Below are 26327 nucleotides of genomic sequence, written 5' to 3'. Positions count from 1 at the left end.
GAGTTATGCTTTTATGTAAGATAAAATTAAATTTATGGAGGAATAAATATGGAGAAAAGATTAGTAGAAGATAAATTAAAGCTTGGTGTATGCTACTATCCGGAACATTGGTCAGAGGACCTATGGGAGGACGATTTTAAACGCATGAAAGACCTAGGTATCACTTATGTTCGTATGGGGGAATTTGCTTGGACAATATTTGAACCGGAAGAAGGGAATTTTTCCTTTGACTTATTTGATCGAGCAGTAACTAAGGCTCATGAATTTGGATTAAGTGTCATTATGGGAACACCAACAGCAACACCTCCAGCTTGGCTAACTGAGAAGTATCCTGATGTACTAAATGTTGCTCAAGACGGTATTTCCTATCAACATGGTGCACGGCGCCACTATAATTACAACTCTGAAAATTATCGAAAGCTATCATCGATTATCGTCACCCAAATGGCCCAACATTACAGCAGCAATCCAGCGATCGTAGGGTGGCAAATCGATAACGAATTAAATTGTGAAATTGATGTGTTTTATTCAGAAGCAGATCACAATGCATTTAGAAAATGGGCAAAAGAGAAGTATAAAACCCTAGATAACTTAAATAATGCCTGGGGAACAGTATTTTGGAACCAAACGTATACGAACTGGAATCAAGTTTATTTAACTCGTAAAACTGTGCCGAATTCACCTAACCCTCATCATATGCTGGATGAAAAACGGTTTATTTCTGACAGTGCCATATCATATGCTGCATTACAAGCAGACATTTTACGTAAACATGCACCAAACCATTGGATTACAACGAACGGTATGTTCAAGCATATAGATAATCACAGAATGACAACTGAAATACTTGATTTCTATGCCTATGACTCTTATCCTAACTTCGGAAGGGTAATCGAAGACCATTCAGAGAAGCCATTGCGAGACAGAAAATGGAGCTGGAATTTAAGTGTTGTAAGAAGTATCTCACCAAATTATGCTATTTTTGAACAACAATCTGGTTCTGGTGGATGGACAACGAGACTTGAACAGCCCTCTCCAAAGCCAGGTCAGTTAAGACTTTGGACATATCAATCTATCGCTCATGGTGCAGATATGGTGATGTATTTTAGATGGAGAACGGCAACGAAAGGAACGGAAATATATTGGCATGGAATCAATGACTATCATAATCAACCAAACCGTCGTGTAAAAGAGGTTGAACAGGTCAGCAGCGAGGTGCAGCAAATTGGGAAGAAGATAGTAGGTTCCTCTTATCAAGCAGAGGCTGCTTTAATTTTAAATTATGATAATGAATGGGATGGAGAATTTGATCAATGGCATGGGCCATATGCTACTAAAAGTAAGGATGCATGGATTAAAGCTTTTCAATATAACCATATCCCAGTAGATGCCTTTAACCTTCATTCAGAAACTACAGTTGTTGATTTAAAGAGATATAAAGTATTAATTTATCCACATGCCGCAATTGTCACCAAGCAACAAGCTAATCTATTTAGTGAATATGTTCAGCAAGGCGGAAACATTATATTTGGATGCCGTTCAGGCTATAAAGATGAAACGGGTCAAACATATATGAAGCAATTTCCAGGGTATCTTTCTGACTTGGTTGGCGTAACAGTAGAAGAGTTTACGAGAGTTGCTCCTTTTGAACAGGTACCGAGCATTAACTTTAAAGGAGCACATGATATTGAGGCGAATGATTTCAACGAAGTCCTGCAACTAGAAAAAGATGCTGAGGTAATCAGCACATTCTCTGGTGCACACTTTGAAGGAAAACCAGCCTTAGTCAAACGTAATGATGGATTAGGTAGTAGTTATTATTATGGTGGAGTATTTAATTTAGACTTGGCTTCCCTATTAATCAATGAATTTGAACTTAATAACTATCAGGAAAAATTTGAGCTACCTGAAGAAATTGAGCTAGCTATTCGACAAAAGGATGGGAATGACTATACATTCTTATTAAACTATTCTGATAGACCACAAGAAATTGTTGTCAAAAAAGAGTTTAGAAATATGTTAACAGGTAATCAGGTATGCGGTAGGGTTACTTTAGAGCCTTATGATGTATTGGTGCTTGAATAGCAGGAATAATCTCAGGGTAGAAGAGAGACATAAGTTTAGCTAGTTCATAGGATGTGACTCCTATTCCCATTAGTGCTTTATAAAATAAGCTAGGAGGCCGTCGAAACCACCGTTATATATGGGGGTAGACGGTTTTTTCTTTGTGAATTAATCAATCTAAGAAGGATTAACGCTTATCAGGAGTTTACGCACATTTACTTCGTAAAACTAAGTATCTAAGAGATTAGGGGATGTTTTTTGAGGAAGTATTGTTTAAGTGAAGTTTCTCGCAATTTAGGAATAAGTGAGCATTCGAGAGATATTCGTATCAATCTGTAAAAGTTAAATAAGGTGTGAGCAAGTGGGGAAAACTACTTCGTTTCTGGTATAATGTTTAAACATAATGATCCACTTTTGAAGTTTGGTGTGGTAACTTAATTCTATCAGGTTTTTTTTCGCTTATGAAAATGAGATATTACTAATAAAAATAGGCAGGCTCAAAAGAGCCTACTTATTAAAATGTCTACCTAAATATTTGCGGGCCAGTCTCTTTTTTAAAATTTAATGACAATTTTACCTACAGCGTGGTGAGTTTCACTTAAAGCATGTGCATCATAAATACCCTGTTTACTAAACGGGAATGTTGCCCCTACAATCGACTTTATCTTTTTATTTTCCATCAGATCTGCCATTCTCTGCAATTGTTCACCATCAGGCTGAAGCCAAATACCCTTTGCCGATACATTGTGAGACTTAGCAGTATCATGATTTGGTTCACCAACAATGGTAATTAATCTTCCGGTTTTTTGCTTTAGTACCTTATAACTATTCTCAGCTACTTCTCCACCAATCGTGTCAAACACTAAATCCACATCTTTTAGAACATCTTCAAAGTTTTCTTTTTTGTAATCAATGACTTGATCAGCACCTAATGAATAGAGAAGTTCATGGTTTTTTTCACTAGCTGTTGTAATAACATGAGCACCGACATACTTTGCTAATTGAATGGAAAAAATCCCTACACCGCCAGCACCAGCGTGAATTAGTACAGTTTCACCTTCTTTTAAATGACCATGAGTAAACAAGGCCTGCCATGCCGTTAAACCAGCTAATGGTACAGCTGCAGCTTCCTCATATGAGATAGAATCAGGTAGTTTTGCTAGTAGGTGCTCATCTATTGCTATATATTCAGCATATGTACCGAGACGAGTTGTCTCAGGACGACTAAATACTCGGTCTCCAACTTTCCACTTAGTAACGTTAGAACCAATGTCTGTTATGACTCCAGCCGCATCCCAACCTAAGATGATAGGAAATTTCCAATCAAAAATGGCTTTTAGATAACCTTCTCTTAATTTCCAATCGATTGGATTGATAGATGTAGCCTCTAATTTTAAAACCACTTGATTGGCTTGTGCATTTGGTTTATTAACTTCCTGCTCAACTAATTCCTCTTTACCTCCATATTGATTAATCACAACTGCTTTCATTTTTATAACCCTCCTTAAAGATAATAACCTTATACTTACTAATACTGACTAAAATATGATTTTTCAAAAGTTCCCCTGATAAAAAGGAGAACTTTTCTTATTTTTCCTTTTAAAAAATTTTTAATCAAGCTATTCATAATATGTGTTAGTAAATTTATGAGAATAAAGACGATTTCTATTGTAAATCATGAAGGATTTAGGACTTTTATTAATTGGATTATTCAAATAGAGTCATGCGGAAAATGGAGTCTGTCATTACTGGGATGGAGGCTATAGGCCATTATTGGCTTAATTTAGCTCATATTTTAAAGGAGGAACAGATTAAGTTTGTAACTGTCAACCCTTAACACGTCAAGCACAGTAAAGAGTTAGACGATAACTCTTCAATAAAAAATGATGTAAAAGCCGCAAAAGTCTACAGATGAAGAATTACTGGATTATCTAAGGCAATGTTTTTGGGCAATTATCCTGCCGGCAGCGAAACAGATGTAAATGAAATGTCTGCTAAAACTGTTGTAAAACTTGCTTACCATTTACTAAATAATTATTCGGAAGTTAATTTATTCACAAGTTTTCAAGATTTTCAATTAACTTATTGAGATTTCACTTATGTGAAATCTCATTTTAATTTATATCAAGTAAAATTATTTAGGTCTTTTTATTCGTTTTAAGAAAAACAAAAGAAAAATATTGTTTTTCTTTAAATTAATGTTAATATTACTTTATGTTTACTTAATCGTTAAGGTTATAAAGGTTGTAAAATTACTTTACAGTTTTACTTTTATCTCTTTCTTTCAATAGAAGGGAGGTATATGAAAAAGAAAGAGTTAAAATAAAAATTATAAATTGGGGGATTGATTGTGTGAAAAAAATATCAGGTTTTATTTTAATTCTTCTGTTAGTTACTTCTGCTATCTTTATAACCGATTCAAAAGCAAGTGCTGCTTCGGGATTTAGTGTAAGCGGTACCACTTTGTATGATGCTACGGGCAAACCTTTTATTATGAGAGGTGTCAATCATGCTCATTCTTGGTTTAAAGAAGATTCAGCAGTTGCTATTCCAGCAATAGCGGCAACTGGAGCAAACACAGTAAGAATTGTTTTATCTGATGGTGGACAATACACCAAGGATGATATTAATACTGTTAAAAACCTTTTGTCATTAGCAGAAAAAAATAAACTGATTGCAATTCTGGAAGTTCATGACGCAACAGGGAAAGACGATGTGGAATCTTTAAATCGTGCAGTCGATTATTGGATCAGCTTAAAAGACGCATTGATAGGCAAAGAAGATAAAGTGATGATAAACATTGCGAATGAATGGTATGGTACTTGGGATGGTGCGGCATGGGCAGCTGGTTATAAACAAGCTATTCCAAAGTTACGGGATGCAGGCTTAAATCACACTCTAATAATTGATTCTGCTGGATGGGGACAATACCCAGCTTCCATTCATAATTATGGAAAAGAGGTATTTAATGCAGATCCATTGAAAAATACAATGTTCTCCATACATATGTATGAGTATGCTGGTGGGGATGCCGCAACTGTTAAGTCAAATATTGATGGTGTCTTAAACCAAGGATTAGCTTTAATAATAGGAGAATTCGGACAAAAACATACAAATGGAGATGTAGACGAAGCAACCATCATGAATTATTCACAGCAAAAAAATGTGGGTTGGCTTGCATGGTCTTGGAAAGGAAATAGCACAGATTGGAGCTATCTGGATTTAAGTAACGACTGGTCTGGTAACAGTTTAACTGATTGGGGTAATACGGTTGTAAATGGGGCAAATGGGTTAAAAGCCACTTCAAAACTAAGCGGAGTATTCGGTAGCTCAGCAGGAACAAATAATATATTGTACGATTTTGAAAGCGGTAATCAAAACTGGATTGGATCAAATATTTCGGGTGGGCCTTGGCCTACAACGGAATGGGCAGCAGGAGGCAAACAGTCATTAAAAGCTGATGTCCAATTATCTTCAAATTCCATCCATTATTTATCTCTTTCTCAAAGTTTGAACTTTAGTGGGAAATCTAAGTTGAAAGCTACCGTTAAACATGCAAACTGGGGGAATGTCGGCAATGGAATAAGTGCGAAACTTTATGTTAAAACAGGTGGAGACTGGAAATGGTTTGATAGTGGATTAACAAAAATAAGTTCATCTTCCGATACTACTCTAACAATCGATTTAACTAATATTTCCAGTGTGAGTGAAATTAAAGAGGTTGGTATTCAATTTACAAGTTCATCTAACAGTAGTGGTCAAACATCACTATATTTAGATAATGTAACAACTCAATAGATTGATGACCAAGCTAATCCTTGTAGCATAGAAGGATTAGCTTTTTTGATCAGCGATATGTTGTAATTATTTTTTTATTATTTAAAGGTATGAATCAATGACAGATACAACTTTTTTTATTTTTCTATGTGATCTGTAATTGGGCTAAAAGAAACGGAAATTGGCAGATTGTCGATTAATGAACTAAACAAAAGGGATATTGATCTATCGAATGAATTGGATGAATCCTCTTTTTTGCTTTTTTAAAACCAGGTGCATTATACCTCTAATATATTGAAGTTCTGAAATGAATAACTTTGCGAAGAAATGTACTCAAGCTATAGGGGGCATTTATCCAAGAAGAAATAATGCATTTTGGCAATGGCATACATTCTTTTAATAAAGAAGTAGTTTCTTTTTAGGGAGATGATTTTTTCGAATTTTGAGTTTACGCCTGGAAGCTTTGCAAGAAGTAAAAATATATTAATTGCATTTTCCTTTTGGGCAGCATCTTTGACAAAAAATTATATATTGATCCAGCTCTTGGCTTAATGTTAGTGCCTCCTTGCTATTCACCCCATACTATTGCACAACTTTTACCAAGCTCTTCTTTAAGAATTCAATATGTATGCCAAGTTCAGATGGTATGTTGTAAGAATTATTATTATTCATAAGTAACTCCCTTATATATAATTCAGTATTTTAGATTATATAAACAAAATTGGGATTTGTATACATTTTGGAAATTGAAAAATCAAAGAAATCGAAACATATAGTAGGAGAACAGACTATCAGTTAATTTTAGATTTAACGTATGTAGATGAAATAATATGGGATTAGAATTTTATCTTAGCGAAATATCCAACAAATAAAATATAGATATAGTTATCAGATAAATCTAAGTAAACAACTGTTATAACCTATGTAGCTAAAGGTCAGCATTCCTGCAATAAATTAAAATTTAGCTTTTGGCAGAAACGGAAAAGGTTTATTGTAGAGAGAACCATTGTTTCTCCCAAAAATGGAGTTAATTTTATTATTCGCTCTTCATGGTATAATGTAATCAAATAGTTAATGGAGACTAAGTAACATATATGGCAATATCAAAGGAGGCAAATACATATGAAAATCATTGTTACCAGTATATTTGTACAAGATCAAGACAAGGCATTGGAGTTTTATTCAGTAACCCTGGGCTTTGTAAAAAAGCATGACGTTCCAGCAGGAGAATTTAGGTGGATAACGCTTGTTTCTCCTGAAGACAAAGAAGGTACCGAGCTTTTGCTCGAACCTAATAACCATCCAGCCGCTAAAGAGTATCAAAAGAAACTGTTTGACGCAGGCATCCCAGTAACAATGTTTGGCGTTGCAGATATTAGTAAAGAGTACGATCGATTATTGGAAAACGGCGTGAAGTTTACAATGGAGCCAACAAAAATGGGCGAAGTCACAATAGCTGTATTCGACGATACATGCGGGAACCTTATTCAGATAATGCAGGAGTAAACTTTATGGTAAAAAGTTATCCAATAAAGTTTTTTTAAAACAATTTAACAACAACGTTATGTTATCCCTGTCTTAATTTTAGGACAGGGTTATCCATTTATAAAAAATAAAAATAAAGACATTGTGAATAAGTCCACTTAACTAGGGGGCGTCAATCAGTTGGGATTAATGCTTCTTTATTGCTCTGGTACTAACAGTGCAGGTAAGTGCAGAAGGATAAGCTGTATTTATGGTAAAATATAGGTAAAGAATTGCTTGGTATTTGTTCAACAAACGGGACATTTTAGCGGATAAACTTATTTTTTAAAATTTTCACAGAGAAGGCATGGTCTTTTAGATAAAGGGTTTTAAAGAAATTTAATTCAAAAATGTGATCTCATTAATTTGGAGGTAAAATTAGATGAATATAAAATTTGACCCAAACAACGCCGTTATTAAACTCTGTATGCGTGGGATGAACATGGAAGATGGCGGAAATGTTGAAGGTGCAACCACAATGTTTCATCAAGCATGGCAGGAAGCAAAAGACGACTATGAAAGGTTTATTGCAGCTTATCATTTGGCTCGTATACAAAAGAGTATTACAGACAAATTGAAATGGCTGGAAAACTCTTTACAGTGTGCTCTAAATATAAATGATGATAATGTTAAGAGTGCATACTCAACGTTATATTTAAACATTGCCAAATGCTATGAGGAGTTGTATGATTCTGATAATGCAAAAAGAAATTATGAATTGTCAAACTCATATAACGGTGCACCTACTGATGAAGGACCTTTTTATCATGGGACTAAGGCAGATTTACAGGTTGGTGATTTACTGACAGCGGGTGGAAATTCAAATTACAAACCTGGGCTTAAAATGAACCACATTTATTTCACTGCTAATGCCAATGGTGCAGGACTAGCAGCAGCATTAGCAAATGGAGAAGGAAGAGAACGCGTTTTTAAAATAGAACCAACAGGTGAATTTGAAAACGACCCAAATGTTACTGACAAAAAGTTCCCGGGTAACTTAACACGATCTTATCGTTCTCAAGATCCTTTAAGAATTATTGGTGAAGAAACTGAGTGGGCCAAACTGACAACTACGGAGCGAAGTGAATGGCGCAAAAATTTAGACAAAAATAAGGGCGATATTATTAACTGAACCTATTTCAAATAGAGTAAAATAGTTATTTTGTTTGCAATTACTAATATTCCGCAAACGGTGGCGTTTCTGAAATAACAGGAAACGCTTTTTCCTTATTAGATCTCGGTAGGTGTTGTATTTGAGAGAACTGCAGGATCCATTATGACTTGGGTAGAACAATTGCGGTCACTCTTATATATCTTCCTTATATACTTTCTATTTTTACTATTTCTTTTTATTTTTTCGATTGAGCACAAGAAAAATAGAAATAACAATCGTGTCAATAAAACCATCCTTACTTCCTACATATGGACAATTGTTCTGTTTTTTGTAATCTTTTTTGTTTTTTAATCCAGCAAGGTAGATTTGCCGTACTTTTTAAGTTTGTGAACAAATGCACTTATATTATTGGGGACTTTAGCTCAATAAGAGCTTCATTCTATATTGCCAAAATTAGTCGGAAAAACCCCTTGAGTTTTACTTTACTAAGTTACCAATTGCTACATGAAAAAATAAAAGTATGATTCTAATTCAAGAAGCTTCTTGCTACCAGAAATGACTAGCAGCAAGAACGGACGATTATAGTACCAATTGGAGAAAGTAAATATCTAGAATTAGAATGGAGTCTCATTGACAGACAAGAGAAGAAGTAGAAAAAATAATTTACAAATTAAAAAGTCTGCGTTAAATGACTATTAGCGCTTTATATATTTTTAGAATTACCGTTTAAACCATTGATATATATGGGTTTAAACGGTTTTTTATTATATTAGATTTCATTCTAAGAAGGATCAACACTCATATACTGAATGAAATTATCTAAATAAGCAAAGTGCTTATTATTGAGGTTAAATAGTCATTAATGGTTAGATTTGTAAAAAGTGAAACTTCCTGATGCATTTAAACGTATACGATATTAGAACGAATTTTAAGGATGGCATAAATATGATAGAAATGATTAGTAGTTTAGTTGAAGGAATACTTTTAGCGATACCATCAAGTGCTGATAAAAAAATCAACAAAAATTTTAGGTTGCTTCGAAAAGAAGTATGGTATAGAAAGTTACTTTATCGTCATGGTACGTTAATACAGTTGAATGATTCTTTGCGACATTTTATAGGTCAATATGATATAGAAAGTATCATAAATGACTATGAAAAATTAATAATATTTCAGGCTGATTTAAAAAAGGTATTAGTGGATGAGAACCTGTAACAAAAGCATAATACTTGGTTGAGCTTAATTCTCTGAAAAGAGCGCAAAATAGTATACTAAAATGAGCTTGTGCTTTCCTTTAACAAAAGTGAGGGCCTTTTTTACTTGATAAATGCTCCAGCATCCAAAAAGGATTAGTTAATTTAATTATTTAAATGATTGGGAGCTTCCTTTTACTAAGGGAGCATAATCTGATAATACTTCTATTACTTCATCACGAGTAATATAAACATGATGCTCTAAATTTGGATGTGTTGTGCTATTGAAAAGGGGATTTTGATTGTCAAACCAATTAATGTATTCTGAGTTTTCCATTTTAAAAAAATAGGCTTTTTCTTTTTGTTTTAAACCTGATTCATCAACCTCTAAATTATATAAGCCAAATCTTCCAATCTCTGTTGTATATCTAAAGGACCAAACATAATATTCCATAGGTCCGTTTAATTGGTTATAGACAATTTCAGTAATATTGTCGTCATAATCCTCCAGTATTATTTTGAAATAGTCATCATGCTTAATTAAACCCTTAAAGAGAATTTTAACTGGATGATCAGAATGGAGGTTTGTTTGAGGTTGCCAAATTTTTAGACTCTCAACGTGCATACATTTCTCCCCTTATGGTTAATTTTTAAGTTTATCCGATGCTTTCCCGTTAATTGCTGAATAACTTAGTGTTGCCTGTTAAATACTCGTTTACCTCCGCTGTTTATATAACTATTTACCAATGTAATTGTTTATTCGTTAGTCCAGCTGAGCTTTTAATGCTGCACCAAATAGGAAAAAATTTGAAGAAGTACACTTGAGCAACAGGGGCTATTGGTTAAATATATATCTTGGCTTAATATCTATGTCAATTTTAGTTCAAACAATTTCTAAACTCACTTGGTACCCAATAAACAAAGTCGCTTTCCTTAACATAAGAGAAAGCGACTTTTTTTTATTGGGTTGGCTCTAGAAGGTTTTACTTCAAGTTTTTCACAAATTTTCAGAATACTATTGACTATTCAGTTGAACTGTAATAAACTTTTATTAAGTTGAACTATATAGCTGGACTGAATAGAGGTTGAGATATGAAACATAAATTATTACCATTGTCTGAAACCATGCATTATATTTTATTAGCTCTTCGTGAGCCGCTCCATGGCTATGCTGTCATGCAGAAGATAGAAAAAATAAGTAAAGGTACTGTTATTTTAGCTGCGGGTACATTATATGGTGCACTTGAAAACTTGAATAAGCATGGGTGGATTGAACCGGTTGGAGAGTCGGGTCGTAGAAAAGTGTATATGATAACTCCGGAAGGAAGCGCAATTCTGCAAGTGGAGCAAAAGAGGTTATTGCATATTTTATCCTTGTATGAAGGAAGTGAATCGAGTGAAGAAATTTAAGGTCTTTTTTGATATGGAGAAAGAGGAGCAATGGCTGAACAGGCAATTACAAAAAGGCTATCGATGTACAAATATTAGTGGGGTAGGAATATACACTTTCGAAAAAACCGACAAGAGATATGTGATGCGATTGGATTATCAGGATTATTTATCGAAGAAAAATTTTAAAGAATACAGAGGAATCTATGAAGACTTCGGTTGGAGCTATATGAATGGTTCATGGCTTGGTGGGATTAAATATTGGCAAAAAGAAGCGGATGATCAAAAGGAAATCTTTTCAGATCGCCAATCAATGAGAAATTATTATAAACGGTTGATGGGTTATTCATCTGGTTTAGGTTTTATGTTATTGTTTATTTCTTTTATGCTTTACAAAGATTCCGGATTATATTTAACCGAAGGTCTATGGAGTATGAAGGGGGCATTATTTTGGAAAGCATTTTTGTTTGAAACTCCATTTGCCCTTTTGAGGTCGCTTCCTGCCATTATGGTTGTTCTCTTTGTTAGCAGTTACTTTAAGGCTTATCGAAAGTATTCCATGCTAAAAGAATAGTTATTATATATCTAACAATGTCGGCGCTTTTTTATAAGAAAGCGTCTTTTTTGAATGATAGTACATGTAAGGGATTGAGAAGTAACGTATTTTTTCTTATGAAACAGTGGCAAATTACTGCTGAAATACCTAATACATATGGTGTTTGAGGCATTCTGATAAACTTTTTTTAAAAAAACAAATAAAATATGAAAATAGTTGTTGACGAAATTAGTGTAATTTATATATAATAAATCTTGTCGCTAAAACAGGTAAATAAATAACTGCAAAGCTACTACAGTATTAATTACATAAAGGCCCATTGGTCAAGCGGTTAAGACACCGCCCTTTCACGGCGGTAACACGGGTTCGAATCCCGTATGGGTCACCAATATTTCGGAGGATTAGCTCAGCTGGGAGAGCATCTGCCTTACAAGCAGAGGGTCGGCGGTTCGATCCCGTCATCCTCCACCATATACGCCGAGGTAGCTCAATTGGTAGAGCAACTGACTTGTAATCAGTAGGTTGGGGGTTCAAGTCCTCTCGTCGGCACCATCTTTTTAAAATGAGATGAGTCATTAGCTCAGTTGGTAGAGCATCTGACTTTTAATCAGAGGGTCGCAGGTTCGAATCCTGCATGACTCACCATTTAATTTAATAGCGAGCGGAAGTAGTTCAGTGGTAGAACATCACCTTGCCAAGGTGGGGGTCGCGGGTTCGAACCCCGTCTTCCGCTCCAGATATGAAAACAATGCCGGGGTGGCGGAACTGGCAGACGCACAGGACTTAAAATCCTGCGGTAGGTGACTACCGTACCGGTTCGATTCCGGTCCTCGGCACCATTGTTTTTTCGAGAATATTTAGCGCCCGTAGCTCAATTGGATAGAGCGTCTGACTACGGATCAGAAGGTTATGGGTTCGACTCCTTTCGGGCGCGCCATATATAAACGGGAAGTAGCTCAGCTTGGTAGAGCACTTGGTTTGGGACCAAGGGGTCGCAGGTTCGAATCCTGTCTTCCCGACCATTATTACTATTTTAAATTGGGGCCTTAGCTCAGCTGGGAGAGCGCCTGCCTTGCACGCAGGAGGTCAGCGGTTCGATCCCGCTAGGCTCCACCAATACGGAGGAATACCCAAGTCCGGCTGAAGGGATCGGTCTTGAAAACCGACAGGCGGGTCAAACCGCGCAGGGGTTCGAATCCCCTTTCCTCCTCCATATAACTCATTTTAAATATTATTATCGCGGGGTGGAGCAGTCTGGTAGCTCGTCGGGCTCATAACCCGAAGGTCGCAGGTTCAAATCCTGTCCCCGCAATCTGGTCCGGTAGTTCAGCTGGTTAGAATGCCTGCCTGTCACGCAGGAGGTCGCGGGTTCGAGTCCCGTCCGGACCGCCATTTATTATAGGAGTATAGTTTAAAGGTAGAACAGAGGTCTCCAAAACCTCCGGTGTGGGTTCAATTCCTACTACTCCTGCCAATAATATAATCCTTAATGCGGGTGTAGTTTAATGGTAAAACCTCAGCCTTCCAAGCTGATGTCGTGAGTTCGATTCTCATCACCCGCTCCAAAATAATGTGGGCCTATAGCTCAGCTGGTTAGAGCGCACGCCTGATAAGCGTGAGGTCGATGGTTCGAGTCCATTTAGGCCCATCCTTTATAATACATACTTTTTTGTTCCGCAGTAGCTCAGTGGTAGAGCAATCGGCTGTTAACCGATCGGTCGTAGGTTCGAGTCCTACCTGCGGAGCCATTTTTTATTCTGTTTAAAATACTGAATATTCAGTGACTTGATAAAATATCTTGAACCGTACATGATAATAAGGCAACTTTTGAGTGGTCTATCAGTAATGAAACCTTCAGATTTAGTGCTGAGTTAGCATAGGTTAGTTTCATTTTTCTCTATTGTATCCTTAAGTCTCCATAACATAATCCATCTCTCCTTCTTCCATACCTTCCCATCTGCCTGCGTCCAGAATATAGATTTCTCATTAGCTATCCACATGAAAAGAAGTAATTAGATTGCTAGTATTTCAATTCCTGCTAGTTACAGTAAGCTTAATGCAGCGGCTGTATTCACAACGGTTTCTGTAAATAAGTATAAATCGACAAAAAGGTAACTTAAGCAAAAGTGGTTCATCTAATCTGCGTAAATAAAAATATCACGAAGGAGTAAAGCGTTGAAAAAAGTTATTATAGTAATATTATTTTCTCTGTGTATTTTATTTGCAATAAATTATGGCAGTGAAGTAGTTAAAGCGGATAAGCCGATGATACTTGGCTATACATTAGGGAGCACTAATTCGGATAAATCATTAACTTCCTTTAACGAGTATTTTAATACAATAGCTACAGATACATTTTCCTTTGATAAAAATGGGAATCTTATTGGGGAAGCGCCGAAAGAACAGCTTTCATATGCTAAAAAGAAAAAGATAAACACATATGCGGTTATTTCCAACTTTGGGGAACAAGATTTTGATGCAGACTTGGCACATCAAGTGATGACAGACAAATTAGTTAAAAACCGCTTTATTAAACAAGTAGCCAAGGTTGCTGAAGACAAAGACAATGGCTATACAGGGGTTAATATAGATTTAGAGGCAGTATATCCAGAAGATCGCATAAATTTATCGAGCTTAATAAAGGACATTTCTGTTGTTTTACATAAAAAACAACTAAAATTAATGGTATCTGTACCTGCAAAAACTAATGATGATAAAGACAATACCTGGACTTGGCCGTATGATTACAAAAAAATCGGTAATTATGCTGATTATATCCAGGTTATGACCTACGATGAACATGGATCATGGGGAAATCCTGGGTCTTTAGTTAGTATGAAGTGGCTTGAGGATACATTGTCCTATTCCACCAACAATATAAAAGCAGGCAAGGTGATAATGGGGATTCCAGCTTATGGTTATGACTGGAATCTGACAGATGCTAACAGGAATAGAATGGTGCAGTGGGACGAAATACAGGAGTTAATAAAGAGTAATAAAATAAAGCCGACCTATAATAAAAAGACAGACTCCGTAATGTTTAATTATTTGGATAAAAACAAGCAAGAACATATTGTTTGGTATGAAAATGAGACAACAATTGAGAAGAAAACTAAACTATTAAAAAAGTATAAACTCGGTGGTGTCAGTGTGTATGCACTCGGCAATGAGACAGAAACCTTTTGGGGTGCAATTCAGAACGGTGTTAAATAAGTAATTAGTTTAGTACTATAGCAAAAAAATGCTTTCCATTAATTTTGGAGAGCATTTTTTAAGTGTGAAAAATGGAGTTAGCAGTTAAATAATTTTTACTGCTTAAAACCATGCCTTTGCAAGCAGCTTAACTCCCTCTTGAATCCTTTTCTCATCAAGTCCAGCGAATCCTAACAAAACCTGAGGATATTTAAGAGCTGGTATTTGTTCATAGAAGGTGCTTACGGGATACACTAAAACGCCATTTTGTTTAGCTGCTTCGATGAGCTCTTGTTCTGACATGTCATTTCGCGGCTCAAGGACTATGTGTAATCCGGCCCCTAATCCCATGATTCTGACCTGATTATTCATGCTTGCTTTAATCGAGGTAATTAAGGCATTATGTCTTTTTTTATAAACATTTCTTACTTTATTTAAATGCCTTGCCCATTGTTCGCTTTCCATAAAGAGCTTTAATGTATATTGATGCTGTCTTGATACAGTTTGCTTATAACCAATATATTTGTCGAGGTATTTAGCTAATAAAGGTCTTGGTAGCACCATATAACTAAAGTCTAATGATGGAATCAATGATTTTGCAAATGTCCCCATATAGATAACTTTTTCATATTGATCAAGACTTTGCAGAGCGGGAATCGGTTTTCCTTCATATCTAAATTCACTATCGTAGTCATCCTCAATAATATAGCCCTCTGTTTCCTTTGCCCATTGAATTAAGTCTAATCTTCTTTGGAGCGGCATAACAATTCCGAGGGGAAATTGATGGGCAGGTGTGACAAAAACAGCTCTTACCTCACTTGATGTTAATGCCTTTATATCGACACCATAATTATCAAGAGGAATAGGTTGGACAGCTTTACCATATTCTTTTAAAACAATGCGCACTCTATTGTATCCAGGGTCTTCCATTCCATAGGTGTATTCTTTGCCGATTATTTTACAAAGCATACTCATAAGGTATTGAGTACCTGCGCCGATAATAATTTGGTGTTCTGAACATTTAACACCTCTTGATTCAAAAAGGTATTTTGTTATTTGCTTGCGAAGATCAAGATCACCTTGTGGGTCGCCATATAATAAAAGCTGTCCTTGCTCAGCAAAAATACTTTTCATTGTTAATTGACTCCATAATTTAAATGGAAAGTGCTTTAAGTCTATTTCACCATATTTAAAATCATAAAAAATCTCTGATGATTGGTGTTCAGAATTTTTACAGTTATTATCCAGGATTTCAGCATTTACTGCATTGATGTTTTTGTCTAAATATAGCTCATGCTTAATATCTTCCACAAATAAACCTTTTCTTTCTTCGCTTCTAATATAGCCTTCAGCCAGAAGCTGCTGATATGCGGCATTAACAGTGTTTCTGCTTAGGCTTAAATGCTCTGCTAATTTCCTTTGAGAAGGTAATTTACTATGAGGAGGAATAGTATCTGATTGTATTTCATTTTTAAGATAACGATAGAGCTGCATATAAACGGGATCTTCTTTTTGGGAATCTAAAATGGGAGTTATTTCAAACAAGTTTTTGACCTCCATTGAACTGGTACCTGAATAATTTTAAAATCTGGCTCTTTTAAAGGTTCCAGATTAATAATTATAATTAGTTTACAATGCAAATTAGCAAAATAAAAGGTTTGTAAGTACATATTTTTTAATAATTGGAGGCATTAGGATGAAAACTGGTACTGATAGAGTAAAACGTGGAATGGCTGAAATGCAAAAAGGCGGCGTTATTATGGACGTTATTAACGCAGAGCAAGCAAAAATTGCTGAAGAAGCAGGCGCAGTAGCAGTAATGGCGCTTGAAAGAGTGCCTTCTGACATTCGTGCAGCAGGTGGAGTAGCGAGAATGGCAGACCCAACTATTGTAGAAGAAGTAATGAATGCAGTTACGATTCCTGTTATGGCGAAAGCACGTATTGGTCATATTGTGGAAGCAAGGGTGCTTGAAGCAATGGGTGTTGATTATATCGATGAAAGTGAAGTTTTAACTCCTGCAGATGAAGAATATCATTTGAACAAAAAGGAGTACACAGTTCCTTTTGTTTGTGGTTGTCGAGATTTAGGGGAAGCTGCAAGACGTATTGGAGAAGGAGCTTCTATGCTGCGTACGAAGGGAGAGCCAGGCACAGGTAATATTGTCGAGGCAGTCCGTCATATAAGAAAGGTAAATGCTCAAGTTCGTAAAGTTGTACATATGGATGAAGCTGAACTAATGACAGAGGCAAAATTACTAGGCGCGTCATATGAGCTTTTATTAGAAATAAAAAAACTAGGACGCTTGCCGGTAGTAAACTTTGCAGCTGGTGGTGTAGCAACACCAGCAGATGCAGCATTAATGATGCAACTCGGAGCAGATGGAGTTTTTGTTGGTTCAGGTATTTTTAAATCAGATAATCCTTCTAAATTTGCAAGAGCAATTGTGGAAGCAACAACGCATTACCAAGACTATCAACTCATTGCAGAAATATCCAAAAATTTAGGAACTGCCATGAAAGGGATTGAAATCTCCAATTTAGCTCCAGATCAACGCATGCAAGAACGCGGATGGTAATTGAATAATGTCTACTGTAAAGGTTGGTGTGCTTGGATTACAAGGAGCTGTTAGAGAACATATACGTGCCTTAGAAGCTAGTGGAGCAGAAGCTGTGGTTGTGAAGAACACAGAACAATTAGTTGATGTGGATGGCTTAATTATTCCTGGTGGTGAGTCAACTACAATAAGGCGGCTTATAGATAAATATGAATTTATGGAATCCCTTAGAGAATTTGCAGCATCAGGGAAACCGATGTTTGGAACCTGTGCAGGTTTGATTCTCCTCGCAAAGTCTATCGAAGGATATAAAGAGCCGCATATAGGTGTTATGGATATTCAGGTTGAACGTAATTCATTCGGAAGACAGAAAGAGAGCTTTGAAGCTAATATAGACATAGTTGGTATTGCCGATCAATTCCCAGCTGTATTTATCCGTGCACCACATATCGTAAGTGCAGGCGAAAATGTAGAAATATTAGCAAAACATAACGGACGCATTGTCGTAGCGAGAGAAGGGCAATTCTTGGGATGTTCTTTTCATCCAGAATTAACAAATGATACACGGTTCACGGATTATTTTATAAATATGGTTAAAATAGCGAGAGTATATTAAAAATGCTAAAACAGTTGGTTTCACATAAAAGAAACCACCCGTGGAAACGGGTGGTTTACCTCATACAGCTTTATCGTTCTTTTTATCCTGCTTAACCCAAAAATCTGCATTTTTAATGCCTAATGGTTCAGGATTAAAAACAGGGTCTAAACCTTGCTTTTTCTGTTTTTCATAATCTTTAAGTGCGATGATGGCTGGTTTAGCCAGTATTACGATAGCAATCATGTTAAGCCATACCATTAAACCTAAACCAACATCTCCAAGAGCCCAAGCAAGACTCGCTGTTTTTACAGTTCCATAAAAAGTAGTAGCCATTATAACAAGTTTCAGCAAGTCAGAGAATAAACGATTATTTTTATTGCGGAGCAAATAAGTCAAGTTTGTTTCTGCAATATAATAATAGGCCATGATTGTCGTGAAAGCGAATAAGAATAGAGCGATTGCTACAAACCCTGAACCAAAGCCTGGGATGATGCTGTCAATCGCAGCTTGGGTAAACCCTGGACCTGGCTCAACGCCTTCTACATTATTGACAATCATTGTTCCGTTGGGTGATTCTGTATTGTACATGCCTGTAAACAAAATCATAAATGCAGTAGCCGAGCATACAAGTAATGTGTCGATATAAACAGAGAATGCCTGAACAAGCCCTTGTTTGACAGGATGAGACACTTCTGCAGCTGCTGAAGGATGTGGTCCTGTTCCTTGTCCTGCTTCATTGGAGTAAATACCCCGTTTAACACCCCATGCAATGGCCATACCCATCATGCCGCCAAATGTAGCTTCCAAGTTAAAGGCACTTTTAAAGATTAGTGCAAAAACACTTGGCAGTTCTTGAATGTTAAGAACAACAATGATGATGGATAAAAGGATATATCCAAGAGCCATGATTGGGACGACTACTTGTGCTACATTTGCTATCCGTTTGACACCGCCAAAAATGATAAACCCAAGAAGTAAGACTACCAAAATTCCTGTTATGTATGTTGGTAGATTAAAGGCATTTTTCATCCCTGCTGCGATTGAGTTTGACTGAACACCAGGCATTAATATTGCCATTGAAATGATGGCTGCTCCTGCAAAAAGAAAGGCAAACCACTTAGAGCCAATTCCCTTTTCAATATAGTAGGCAGGTCCCCCTCTATATTGGCCATCGTGTTTTACTTTATAAATTTGTGCAAGTGTTGATTCGATAAATGCGGTGGAAGCCCCAATAAAGGCCATAAACCACATCCAGAATACAGCGCCAGGTCCCCCGAATGCTATTGCCGTAGCAACCCCAGCGATGTTACCTGTCCCGACTCTTCCAGATAATGCGATGGAAAGTGCTTGAAAGGAGGAGACACCTGCATCTGAGCTTTTCCCTTGGAACATTAGGACAATCATTTCCTTCACATGTCTGATTTGCAGGAATTTAGATACAAATGTAAAAACAAGGCCGACTATTAATACAATATAAATGACTGGTGTACTCCATAATATCCCGTTTAAAAAAGTTACTATTTCTTCCATATTAAACTCCTCTCTATAAATATTATTTTTAAAATTCTGAATTATATTATATTTCACAACATGGTATAAAACAATAAAAATTATTGCCCTTTTGCCAAAAATTCGAACTTTCTATTCTGTTTTTTAAAATTATTATAAAAAAGTGATAGTAAAAAGGAATAAAAAGGAGTTGTTTAATAGTAAAAGGAGATAAAACAACCTATCATTGTATGTTAATTAGAAGGTTGCAGAATAATATACAATACATCTGCCGCACTTAGGGATAAAACAGATTCCTTGCTTAACGGAATAACTGGTTGAACATTGAAAAATTACAAAGTCAGGTAAAAAAGATCTGAACAAAACTGCAGAAGCATAAATTTTAATTTTGAGTAAGAGGGGCATAAGTAGAAAAAACCGATTTTAAACCGAACTAAAATGGTTCTAGCCGGTTTTTTCCTTTCTGTTTTCTATTGCAGGTTTTAGTATACATAAAAAGGGGTAAAAAATTTTATACTTGAACGGAGTTTAGTTTTACGTTAAAATGGTGCAGATAACAATTAGTTAAATGATAATGTGAGTAAAAACTGGAGGAGCCTGTCACTAGGGGATAACTATGCCCTAATGACAGGCTTTTTTTAGTTTATGATACTCTATCAACTCTAACGTATTCTCTAGATTGAAATGCTTCTGTTTTATTTTGGAAAGTCTTTTCTAGTTCATTATTAATTGGGATTAGTTCTTCTATTTCTATGTCAAGTTCGTTCGGAGAAAATTCTCTTTTTTCCCTATGGTCTAATTGCCAAAAACTAAGAAAAAGTAAACTGAATATAGAAAGCGAAATAGAAATTTTCATCTTCATTAAGCAACACCACCAATATTAGGGTGGGTAAAATGGCAGTAATTTATACAGGTTACCAACTAAATGAATTTAAAATAAGAGTATTTCACATATTTGGTAAGTCTGGAGAGGACACTATTTGTAATAACGTAAACATAATTCATTTAATGCAAAAAAAATAGATATTTAATAGGGGGGATTTCTATGTCATTACTTCATTTAGCAATAATTTCACCATTCTTATTTGCTATTTTTGTACCTTTTGTTTTTAAGTATTTTAGGCAATTGCATACAGGCTGGTTTGTTCTTATATTGCCAGTGCTTTTGTTTATTTATTTTTTCTCTTTTATTTCCATCACCTCTGCCGAAGAAACGGTCACCAAAACTATTTCGTGGATTCCTTCTCTAGGAATTGACTTTACGGTTAAAGTCGATGGGTTAGCTTTATTATTTGCACTATTAATTACAGGGATTGGCTCTTTAGTTGTTCTTTATTCTGTTTATTATTTACAAAAGGATAAAGAACAGCTAAATAATTTTTATGTTTATTTGCTGCTATTCATGGGAGCAATGCTTGGTGTTGTACTCTCGGATAACTTAATTGTTTTATATACTTTTTGGGAATTCACTAGTTTTTCGTCCTTTTTATTAATTGGCTATTGGTATAAACGGGAAAAGTCACGGTATGGTGCACAAAAATCAATGCTGATTACGGTTTTTGGCGGACTTTCCATGCTGGGAGGGATTATTCTTCTTTATTTAATGACTGGAACCTTCAGCATGTCAGAAATCATTCAGCAAACGAATGGAATCATAACACATCACTTATTTATACCAGCAATGCTTTGTATTTTACTTGGTGCCTTAACAAAATCAGCTCAATTTCCGTTTCATATATGGTTACCTGATGCAATGGAAGCTCCAACCCCAGTCAGTGCTTATCTGCATTCTGCAACAATGGTGAAAGCAGGAATTTACTTAGTCGCGAGAATGAGTCCAGTTTTTGCTGAAACTGCGCTGTGGGTATGGTTAGTAGCAGGGTTTGGGATTATTACATTGTTTTGGGGATCTTTCTCAGCTGTAAAACAAACAGACTTAAAAGGCATCCTTGCTTTTTCAACCATTAGTCAACTTGGAATGATTATGACATTACTTGGTATTGGAGGAGCTGCGTTACACTTCGACTCTGTTAAGGACAGTTATTATACCGTTGCTACAGTAGCGGCAGTTTTCCATCTGATTAATCATGCCACTTTTAAGGGTGCTCTTTTTATGGTTGTTGGCATTGTCGATCATGAAACCGGCACTAGAGATATTCGGAAGCTTGGTGGATTAATGCCTTTCATGCCAATTACCTTTACTGTTGCGATTATTGGAACATTTTCAATGGCAGGTCTTCCGCCTTTTAATGGGTTTTTAAGTAAGGAAATGTTTTTTACGGCAATGGTACGTGTTCTTAACATGGATATTTTAAATATGGAGACAATCGGCATTCTGTTTCCTGTTATCGCTTGGATTGCCAGCGTCTTTACTTTTGTTTATAGCATGATTATCGTTTTTAAAACATTCACTGGTAAGCTTCAGCCTGAGAAGCTCAAGAAAAAGCCGCACGAGGCGCCGATTGGTATGTTAATTCCACCAATTGTTTTGGCTTCACTTGTTCTTGCGATTGGTTTTTTTCCAAATGTCTTAGCTAATACGATTATCGCCCCAGCCGTTGCAGCAATCATGCCTGATTTTACAGTGGATGTTCATATTTCATTCTGGCATGGCTTTACTCCAGAGCTTTTAATGACTTTTGGTGTGATTGCGATTGGATTCTTGCTATATAAGACTTATCCAAAATGGAGAGCGGTTTATAAGATTTTTCCTGAGAAGCTATCACTGAATCATCTTTATGATGATGCATTAACTAATACGGAAAGAGGATCTCGCCGATTAACCAACAGTATCTTAACGGGATCTTCTAGAACGTATCTTCTCTATTTATTTGTCTTTTTTATTATCATGTTAGGCTCCACTTTATTTATAAAAGATGCCTTTACGTTCAATACAAGTAATATCTCAAGCATTCATATTGCGGAGGTCATCCTCGCAGTTGGAATATGCATTGTAGCAATTAGTATTCTTTTCGTTAAATCACGGTTAACCTCTATTATATTATTGGGAGCTGTTGGCTACTCTGTGTCTTTATTTTTTGTTATATACAGAGCACCAGATTTGGCATTAACTCAGCTTGTTATCGAAACAATTTCCGTTGCGTTATTTTTGCTGTGCTTTTATCACTTGCCTAAGTTGAAAAAGCGTGAAGAACGAATTTCCTTTAAATTAACAAATGCCCTTATCTCTGTTGGTGTCGGAGCGATTGTCATCCTAATTGGATTATCGGCACACAGTAATAAGCTATTTGAATCAATTTCACACTATTATATCGAAAACACCTATAAAGAGGCAGCGGGAAAAAATATGGTTAACGTCATTTTAGTTGATTTCCGTGGGCTTGATACGATGTTTGAAATTACGGTCCTTGCTATTGCAGCAATTGGGATATTTGGATTAATCAAGCTTCGCCAACAGGGAGGGAAGAAAACTGAAAACAAATGATGTCATCCTACAAACGACAACGAAAATTGTATTATTTATTATCCTAATCTTCTCTGTGTTTATTTTCTTCACAGGTCATTACACACCAGGAGGAGGCTTTATCGGGGGACTATTAACATCTGGTGCAATAGTGTTATTACTATTGGCTTTTGACTTAAAGACAGTTAAGAAGATATTGCCCTTTAATTATATGTACATGATTGCGGCAGGTCTCCTTTTTTCCATTGGAACGGGAGCAGGGGCGATGCTTTTCAATGTGCCATTCCTAACACATGCGTATACGCATATAGATATTCCAATCCTGGGCGAACTTTCGCTCCATACAGCTACGATATTTGATTTAGGCGTGTTCTTAGTAGTTGTTGGAGTCACAATGACGATTATTCAGACGATTGGAGGAGATGAATAATGGAAATAATCATGATCTTTGTTATTGGGATACTGTTTATGTGTGCAACCTATTTAATGCTTTCCAAAAGCTTGCTGCGGATTATTGTTGGAACTGGGTTATTAAGTCATGGAGCCCATTTGCTTATTCTAACAATGGGAGGCTTAAAAAAGGGAGCTGCACCATTGCTTGGGGAAAATGCAGAAGCCTATACAGATCCAATCCCACAAGCATTGATTTTAACAGCTATTGTCATCAGCTTTGGGGTGACAGCCTTTTTCTTAGTTTTAGCCTATCGTGCCTACCAAGAGCTTGGCACGGACAATATGGAAAAATTGAGAGGAATGGATGGCAATGATTAATTTTTTACTTTTACCAATACTAATTCCGTTAATTACTGGAGTTATTCTAATTTTCTTTTCAAAAAATATTATTGCCCAAAGGTGGATTTCTGGAATATCCTCGCTTTCTACTATTGCTGTATCAGCCATATTAGTCCAAAAGATTAGACAGGATGGCATCCAAACAATGGATGTTTCTAGCTGGGACGCTCCATTTGGGATTACGCTTGTATCTGACATGCTATCAGCATTACTAGTACTTACTACCAGTATTGTTGCATGTACTACTCTCATTTACTCTTTCCGGAGCATCGGACAAGAGAGGGAGAGGTTTTATTACTACCCATGTTTTAACTTTCTTATTGTTGGTGTTAATGGTGCATTTACAACAGGGGACATATTCAATCTTTTTGTATTTTTTGAAGTAATGCTGATGGCATCTTATGCACTTATCGTACTTGGAGGAACAAAAATACAGCTGCGTGAATCTATTAAATATCTTCTTGTGAATATTATTTCTTCCGCATTATTTGTCATAACAGTAGCTTATTTATATTCAGTTGTTGGTACACTTAACATGGCACATATATCACAAAGAATTAATGAAGTGGATCAGCCCGGAATTATAACAGTCATTGCCATTTTATTTTTAGTTGTATTTGGTCTAAAAGGAGCTGTTTTCCCGTTATCCTTCTGGCTCCCGGGGTCTTACAATGCACCGCCGATTCCAGTAATGGCTTTATTCGGTGCGTTGCTGACAAAGGTAGGGGTGTACTCCATTATGAGAACATACACGTTACTTTTTTATCATGATACTGGCTACACTAGCAAAATACTAGCCACTTTAGCTATATTGAGTATTATCTTTGGTTTGATTGGCGCACTTGCCTTTGCAGACATCAAAAAAATTATTATTTACAATATAATCGTTGCTGTGGGAGTAATTCTTTTCGGTATTTCTGTGATGACAACAGATTCGCTAACTGGTTCTGTGTTTTATTTAATCCACGATATGCTTATAAAAACGACTCTATTTTTATTAATAGGAATTATCATAAGTATTACTGGCACGAGTAAATTACAAGAGATTAGCGGATTGATCAAAAAATATCCTGGGTTAGCATGGACCTTTTTCTTAAGTGCATTGTCCCTTGCAGGAATTCCTCCTCTAAGTGGTTTTATCGGAAAGCTGTTAATTGTAAAAGGTGGTTTTGAAGCAGGCAATTACCTTGGTGCAGCTATTGTATTAATCTCAAGTCTTCTTATATTACTCTCCATAATGAAAATCTTTATAAATGGATTTTGGGGTACACCTCGTTCCTATGAAGGGGAAAAGAAGGCATCAGTGAAAACTTTAATGATTGCACCAATAATCCTAATTATTATCTCCATTCTTTTGGGGGTAGGAGCGGAAGCCGTTTATCCGTATATCTCACAGGCGGCTGAAACATTGGTTAAACCAGAAATTTATATTGATGCAGTCTTAAAGGAGTGATCGTATGGCTTTGCAAATATTGTTAAATATGTTTCTTGGTTTTATGTGGATGGTTATGACGGTCTCATTTGAACCAGTAGCTTTTCTTAAAGGATACCTTTTTGGTTTACTGATCATCTATATTTTCAGGAATTTCTTTTCTTCTCGTTTTTACCTATTAAGAATAGTTGCTGTACTAAAGCTCACATATATTTTTATTAGAGAATTAATCGGCTCAAATATAGCTGTTGTAAAAACAGTCTTAAAGCCAAAATTAAATATGCAGCCAGGGATTTTTGCCTACCCGACAATTTTAGAGAAGAATTGGGAGATAACCCTTCTGGCAAATTTGATCACCTTGACACCTGGAACACTAGTGATTGAGGTATCTTCAGATAATAAAATACTATATGTTCATGCTTTAGATATTAATGATGCACAGGAATCTATTGACTCTATTAAAGATACATTTGAGAAAGCAATTTTGGAGGTGGGCAGGTAATGTTTCAAACGTTTATGTATATGGCGATCCTGGTCATCGTCATTGCGATGATAGGATTTACCTACAGAGCAATTAAAGGCCCAACAACTCCTGATAGAGTCGTTGCACTAGATGCAATTGGTATTAGCTTAGCAGGCTTGACTGCTCTAATATCGATTGTCCTTAACACAAGTGCTTTTCTTGAAGTAATTTTAGTAATTGGCATCCTCGCATTCATTGGAACGGTAGCCTTTTCTAAATTTTTAGAGAAGGGAGAGGTGATTGAAAATGACCGAAATCGTTAAGGGAATTGTTGGCTTATTAATAGCAGCCGGAGTTCTTCTTCATTTAGTCGCTGCTTTAGGAGTCATCAGACTTCCGGATGTTTATACGAGAAATCACGCAGCTTCTAAAGCAGCAACACTTGGAATAATGCTCATTCTCCTTGCTACTTTTTTGTATTTTTATTTAATAAATGGTCAGTTTAATTCAAGAATTTTACTTGGAATTGCTTTCTTCTTCCTGACTTCACCTGTTGCCGGGCATCTTATCGGCAGAGCAGCCTACAATTCAGGCGTGAAATTATGGGATAAAAGTGTGCGCGATGATTTAAAGACAAGTAGAACCAGCAAAGAAGAGTAATTTATGATATAGTGCGTAGAAAAATAATGAATTGATGTTAAAAAACCTTCCGATTTCACAAATTAGCGGAAGGTTTTCTAGTT

The 26327-nt window shown here is 36.1% G+C and carries 22 protein-coding genes, 16 tRNA genes and 2 pseudogenes; 34 read left to right on the top strand and 6 right to left on the bottom strand.

The features are described 5' to 3' along the window. Positions 1 to 48: 48 nt before the first annotated feature. Entirely contained in the window at positions 49 to 2085 is a 2037-nt protein-coding gene (locus EM808_RS16585; protein ID WP_127739313.1) for a beta-galactosidase, read from the top strand. Between the two features lie 533 nt (positions 2086 to 2618). Here EM808_RS16585 and EM808_RS16580 read toward each other — a convergent pair. Then, positions 2619 to 3554, bottom strand: coding sequence for an NADP-dependent oxidoreductase (locus tag EM808_RS16580; RefSeq protein WP_127739312.1), 936 nt, complete (start codon positions 3552 to 3554; stop codon positions 2619 to 2621). A 189-nt stretch (positions 3555 to 3743) separates the two neighbouring features. Here EM808_RS16580 and EM808_RS29970 point away from each other — a divergent pair. Beyond that, positions 3744 to 3970 (top strand): annotated as a pseudogene (locus EM808_RS29970) (IS110 family transposase); the annotation flags it as partial. A gap of 446 nt (positions 3971 to 4416) precedes the next feature. Then, entirely contained in the window at positions 4417 to 5862 is a 1446-nt protein-coding gene (locus EM808_RS16570; RefSeq protein ID WP_127739311.1) for a glycoside hydrolase family 5 protein, read from the top strand. A gap of 462 nt (positions 5863 to 6324) precedes the next feature. Here the strand turns inward: EM808_RS16570 and EM808_RS29795 are convergent. After that, a pseudogene (locus EM808_RS29795) lies at positions 6325 to 6420 on the bottom strand (hypothetical protein); the annotation flags it as partial. A 543-nt stretch (positions 6421 to 6963) separates the two neighbouring features. Here EM808_RS29795 and EM808_RS16560 point away from each other — a divergent pair. From EM808_RS16560 to EM808_RS16550, 3 genes are all read left to right on the top strand, one after another. Then, entirely contained in the window at positions 6964 to 7347 is a 384-nt protein-coding gene (locus EM808_RS16560; RefSeq protein WP_127739309.1) for a VOC family protein, read from the top strand. 400 nt (positions 7348 to 7747) lie between these two features. Then, on the top strand, positions 7748 to 8497 hold the full coding sequence (arr, locus tag EM808_RS29145) for an NAD(+)--rifampin ADP-ribosyltransferase (RefSeq protein ID WP_127739308.1): 750 nt from the start codon (positions 7748 to 7750) through the stop codon (positions 8495 to 8497). 927 nt (positions 8498 to 9424) lie between these two features. After that, positions 9425 to 9694 (top strand): hypothetical protein, encoded by a 270-nt coding sequence (locus tag EM808_RS16550; RefSeq protein WP_127739307.1) that lies wholly within the window; start codon positions 9425 to 9427, stop codon positions 9692 to 9694. 147 nt (positions 9695 to 9841) lie between these two features. Here the strand turns inward: EM808_RS16550 and EM808_RS16545 are convergent, their stop codons facing one another. Then, a complete protein-coding gene (locus EM808_RS16545) occupies positions 9842 to 10297 on the bottom strand; it encodes a hypothetical protein (RefSeq protein ID WP_127739306.1) in 456 nt (151 codons plus the stop codon). Positions 10298 to 10764: 467 nt separating this feature from the next. On the opposite strand from EM808_RS16545, the gene EM808_RS16540 reads away from it, so the two are divergent. From EM808_RS16540 to EM808_RS16450, 19 genes are all read left to right on the top strand, one after another. Then, the gene (locus EM808_RS16540; protein WP_127739305.1) at positions 10765 to 11082 is read left to right on the top strand and encodes a PadR family transcriptional regulator; all 318 of its coding nucleotides are present in this window, start codon (positions 10765 to 10767) and stop codon (positions 11080 to 11082) included. Next, the gene (locus tag EM808_RS16535; RefSeq protein ID WP_127739304.1) at positions 11069 to 11635 is read left to right on the top strand and encodes a DUF2812 domain-containing protein; all 567 of its coding nucleotides are present in this window, start codon (positions 11069 to 11071) and stop codon (positions 11633 to 11635) included. The genes EM808_RS16540 and EM808_RS16535 overlap by 14 nt, the downstream gene beginning before the upstream one ends. A gap of 295 nt (positions 11636 to 11930) precedes the next feature. Then, positions 11931 to 12005 (top strand) — tRNA-Glu (locus EM808_RS16530). A gap of 7 nt (positions 12006 to 12012) precedes the next feature. Next, positions 12013 to 12088, top strand: a tRNA-Val gene (locus EM808_RS16525). A 5-nt stretch (positions 12089 to 12093) separates the two neighbouring features. Beyond that, a tRNA-Thr gene (locus EM808_RS16520) sits at positions 12094 to 12169 on the top strand. A gap of 17 nt (positions 12170 to 12186) precedes the next feature. Continuing rightward, a tRNA-Lys gene (locus tag EM808_RS16515) sits at positions 12187 to 12262 on the top strand. A gap of 16 nt (positions 12263 to 12278) precedes the next feature. Beyond that, a tRNA-Gly gene (locus EM808_RS16510) sits at positions 12279 to 12353 on the top strand. A 14-nt stretch (positions 12354 to 12367) separates the two neighbouring features. Further along, positions 12368 to 12456, top strand: a tRNA-Leu gene (locus tag EM808_RS16505). Positions 12457 to 12477: 21 nt separating this feature from the next. Then, a tRNA-Arg gene (locus EM808_RS16500) sits at positions 12478 to 12554 on the top strand. An 8-nt stretch (positions 12555 to 12562) separates the two neighbouring features. After that, positions 12563 to 12639 (top strand) — tRNA-Pro (locus EM808_RS16495). 18 nt (positions 12640 to 12657) lie between these two features. After that, positions 12658 to 12733, top strand: a tRNA-Ala gene (locus EM808_RS16490). A gap of 4 nt (positions 12734 to 12737) precedes the next feature. Further along, positions 12738 to 12830 (top strand) — tRNA-Ser (locus EM808_RS16485). A gap of 25 nt (positions 12831 to 12855) precedes the next feature. Next, positions 12856 to 12929: transfer RNA gene (locus EM808_RS16480), tRNA-Met, on the top strand. 3 nt (positions 12930 to 12932) lie between these two features. Further along, positions 12933 to 13009: transfer RNA gene (locus EM808_RS16475), tRNA-Asp, on the top strand. Between the two features lie 8 nt (positions 13010 to 13017). Next, positions 13018 to 13091, top strand: a tRNA-Trp gene (locus EM808_RS16470). A 17-nt stretch (positions 13092 to 13108) separates the two neighbouring features. After that, positions 13109 to 13182, top strand: a tRNA-Gly gene (locus EM808_RS16465). 9 nt (positions 13183 to 13191) lie between these two features. Continuing rightward, a tRNA-Ile gene (locus EM808_RS16460) sits at positions 13192 to 13265 on the top strand. 25 nt (positions 13266 to 13290) lie between these two features. Beyond that, positions 13291 to 13365 (top strand) — tRNA-Asn (locus tag EM808_RS16455). Between the two features lie 427 nt (positions 13366 to 13792). Beyond that, positions 13793 to 14830 (top strand): glycosyl hydrolase family 18 protein, encoded by a 1038-nt coding sequence (locus tag EM808_RS16450; RefSeq protein WP_127739303.1) that lies wholly within the window; start codon positions 13793 to 13795, stop codon positions 14828 to 14830. 102 nt (positions 14831 to 14932) lie between these two features. Here EM808_RS16450 and pdxR read toward each other — a convergent pair whose 3' ends face one another. Further along, on the bottom strand, positions 14933 to 16354 hold the full coding sequence (gene pdxR, locus EM808_RS16445; protein ID WP_127739302.1) for a MocR-like pyridoxine biosynthesis transcription factor PdxR: 1422 nt from the start codon (positions 16352 to 16354) through the stop codon (positions 14933 to 14935). 151 nt (positions 16355 to 16505) lie between these two features. Between pdxR and pdxS the strand changes: the two genes are divergently transcribed. Beyond that, positions 16506 to 17387 carry a pyridoxal 5'-phosphate synthase lyase subunit PdxS gene (gene pdxS, locus EM808_RS16440; RefSeq protein ID WP_127739301.1) on the top strand — a complete coding sequence of 294 codons (882 nt, stop codon included), beginning with the start codon at positions 16506 to 16508 and terminating at the stop codon, positions 17385 to 17387. Positions 17388 to 17394: 7 nt separating this feature from the next. Then, a complete protein-coding gene (gene pdxT / locus EM808_RS16435; protein WP_127739300.1) occupies positions 17395 to 17982 on the top strand; it encodes a pyridoxal 5'-phosphate synthase glutaminase subunit PdxT in 588 nt (195 codons plus the stop codon). Positions 17983 to 18042: 60 nt separating this feature from the next. Here the strand turns inward: pdxT and EM808_RS16430 are convergent, their stop codons facing one another. Next, a complete protein-coding gene (locus EM808_RS16430) occupies positions 18043 to 19494 on the bottom strand; it encodes an alanine/glycine:cation symporter family protein (protein ID WP_127739299.1) in 1452 nt (483 codons plus the stop codon). A gap of 622 nt (positions 19495 to 20116) precedes the next feature. Further along, positions 20117 to 20335, bottom strand: coding sequence for a hypothetical protein (locus EM808_RS16425; RefSeq protein ID WP_127739298.1), 219 nt, complete (start codon positions 20333 to 20335; stop codon positions 20117 to 20119). A gap of 183 nt (positions 20336 to 20518) precedes the next feature. Here EM808_RS16425 and EM808_RS16420 point away from each other — a divergent pair, with 183 nt between their 5' ends. From EM808_RS16420 to mnhG, 7 genes are read left to right on the top strand one after another with little or no spacing between them, the layout of a single operon-like run. Beyond that, the gene (locus EM808_RS16420; RefSeq protein WP_127739297.1) at positions 20519 to 22918 is read left to right on the top strand and encodes a Na+/H+ antiporter subunit A; all 2400 of its coding nucleotides are present in this window, start codon (positions 20519 to 20521) and stop codon (positions 22916 to 22918) included. Then, positions 22905 to 23327, top strand: coding sequence for a Na(+)/H(+) antiporter subunit B (locus EM808_RS16415; protein ID WP_127739296.1), 423 nt, complete (start codon positions 22905 to 22907; stop codon positions 23325 to 23327). Before EM808_RS16420 ends, EM808_RS16415 begins: the two co-directional genes overlap by 14 nt. Next, on the top strand, positions 23327 to 23668 hold the full coding sequence (locus EM808_RS16410) for a Na(+)/H(+) antiporter subunit C (protein ID WP_127739295.1): 342 nt from the start codon (positions 23327 to 23329) through the stop codon (positions 23666 to 23668). Before EM808_RS16415 ends, EM808_RS16410 begins: the two co-directional genes overlap by 1 nt. Further along, on the top strand, positions 23661 to 25142 hold the full coding sequence (locus EM808_RS16405) for a Na+/H+ antiporter subunit D (RefSeq protein WP_127739405.1): 1482 nt from the start codon (positions 23661 to 23663) through the stop codon (positions 25140 to 25142). Before EM808_RS16410 ends, EM808_RS16405 begins: the two co-directional genes overlap by 8 nt. Before the next feature lie 4 nt (positions 25143 to 25146). After that, on the top strand, positions 25147 to 25623 hold the full coding sequence (locus tag EM808_RS16400; RefSeq protein ID WP_127739294.1) for a Na+/H+ antiporter subunit E: 477 nt from the start codon (positions 25147 to 25149) through the stop codon (positions 25621 to 25623). Positions 25624 to 25637: 14 nt separating this feature from the next. Then, positions 25638 to 25907, top strand: coding sequence for a Na(+)/H(+) antiporter subunit F1 (locus EM808_RS16395; protein WP_412759260.1), 270 nt, complete (start codon positions 25638 to 25640; stop codon positions 25905 to 25907). Further along, positions 25891 to 26244, top strand: coding sequence for a monovalent cation/H(+) antiporter subunit G (mnhG, locus tag EM808_RS16390; protein WP_127739292.1), 354 nt, complete (start codon positions 25891 to 25893; stop codon positions 26242 to 26244). Before EM808_RS16395 ends, mnhG begins: the two co-directional genes overlap by 17 nt. Positions 26245 to 26327: the final 83 nt, after the last annotated feature.

It is taken from the genome of Niallia taxi (genome assembly GCF_004005475.1).
Lineage (GTDB): Bacteria > Bacillota > Bacilli > Bacillales > Cytobacillaceae > Niallia > Niallia taxi.
Note: the sequence above shows the minus strand (reverse complement) of the source record. Positions and strands in the feature narration are given on the sequence as shown.

What these genes read in the sequence shown, in the direction of transcription:
- EM808_RS16585 (WP_127739313.1), top strand. Translation starts at nt 49, where the DNA reads ATGGAGAAAAGATTAGTAGAAGATAAATTAAAGCTTGGTGTATGCTAC.
- EM808_RS16580 (WP_127739312.1), bottom strand. Translation starts at nt 3,554, where the DNA reads ATGAAAGCAGTTGTGATTAATCAATATGGAGGTAAAGAGGAATTAGTT.
- EM808_RS16560 (WP_127739309.1), top strand. Translation starts at nt 6,964, where the DNA reads ATGAAAATCATTGTTACCAGTATATTTGTACAAGATCAAGACAAGGCA.
- arr (WP_127739308.1), top strand. Translation starts at nt 7,748, where the DNA reads ATGAATATAAAATTTGACCCAAACAACGCCGTTATTAAACTCTGTATG.
- EM808_RS16550 (WP_127739307.1), top strand. Translation starts at nt 9,425, where the DNA reads ATGATAGAAATGATTAGTAGTTTAGTTGAAGGAATACTTTTAGCGATA.
- EM808_RS16545 (WP_127739306.1), bottom strand. Translation starts at nt 10,297, where the DNA reads ATGCACGTTGAGAGTCTAAAAATTTGGCAACCTCAAACAAACCTCCAT.
- EM808_RS16540 (WP_127739305.1), top strand. Translation starts at nt 10,765, where the DNA reads ATGAAACATAAATTATTACCATTGTCTGAAACCATGCATTATATTTTA.
- pdxS (WP_127739301.1), top strand. Translation starts at nt 16,506, where the DNA reads ATGAAAACTGGTACTGATAGAGTAAAACGTGGAATGGCTGAAATGCAA.
- pdxT (WP_127739300.1), top strand. Translation starts at nt 17,395, where the DNA reads ATGTCTACTGTAAAGGTTGGTGTGCTTGGATTACAAGGAGCTGTTAGA.
- EM808_RS16430 (WP_127739299.1), bottom strand. Translation starts at nt 19,494, where the DNA reads ATGGAAGAAATAGTAACTTTTTTAAACGGGATATTATGGAGTACACCA.
- EM808_RS16425 (WP_127739298.1), bottom strand. Translation starts at nt 20,335, where the DNA reads ATGAAGATGAAAATTTCTATTTCGCTTTCTATATTCAGTTTACTTTTT.
- EM808_RS16420 (WP_127739297.1), top strand. Translation starts at nt 20,519, where the DNA reads ATGTCATTACTTCATTTAGCAATAATTTCACCATTCTTATTTGCTATT.
- EM808_RS16410 (WP_127739295.1), top strand. Translation starts at nt 23,327, where the DNA reads ATGGAAATAATCATGATCTTTGTTATTGGGATACTGTTTATGTGTGCA.
- EM808_RS16405 (WP_127739405.1), top strand. Translation starts at nt 23,661, where the DNA reads ATGATTAATTTTTTACTTTTACCAATACTAATTCCGTTAATTACTGGA.
- EM808_RS16400 (WP_127739294.1), top strand. Translation starts at nt 25,147, where the DNA reads ATGGCTTTGCAAATATTGTTAAATATGTTTCTTGGTTTTATGTGGATG.
- EM808_RS16395 (WP_412759260.1), top strand. Translation starts at nt 25,638, where the DNA reads ATGTATATGGCGATCCTGGTCATCGTCATTGCGATGATAGGATTTACC.
- mnhG (WP_127739292.1), top strand. Translation starts at nt 25,891, where the DNA reads ATGACCGAAATCGTTAAGGGAATTGTTGGCTTATTAATAGCAGCCGGA.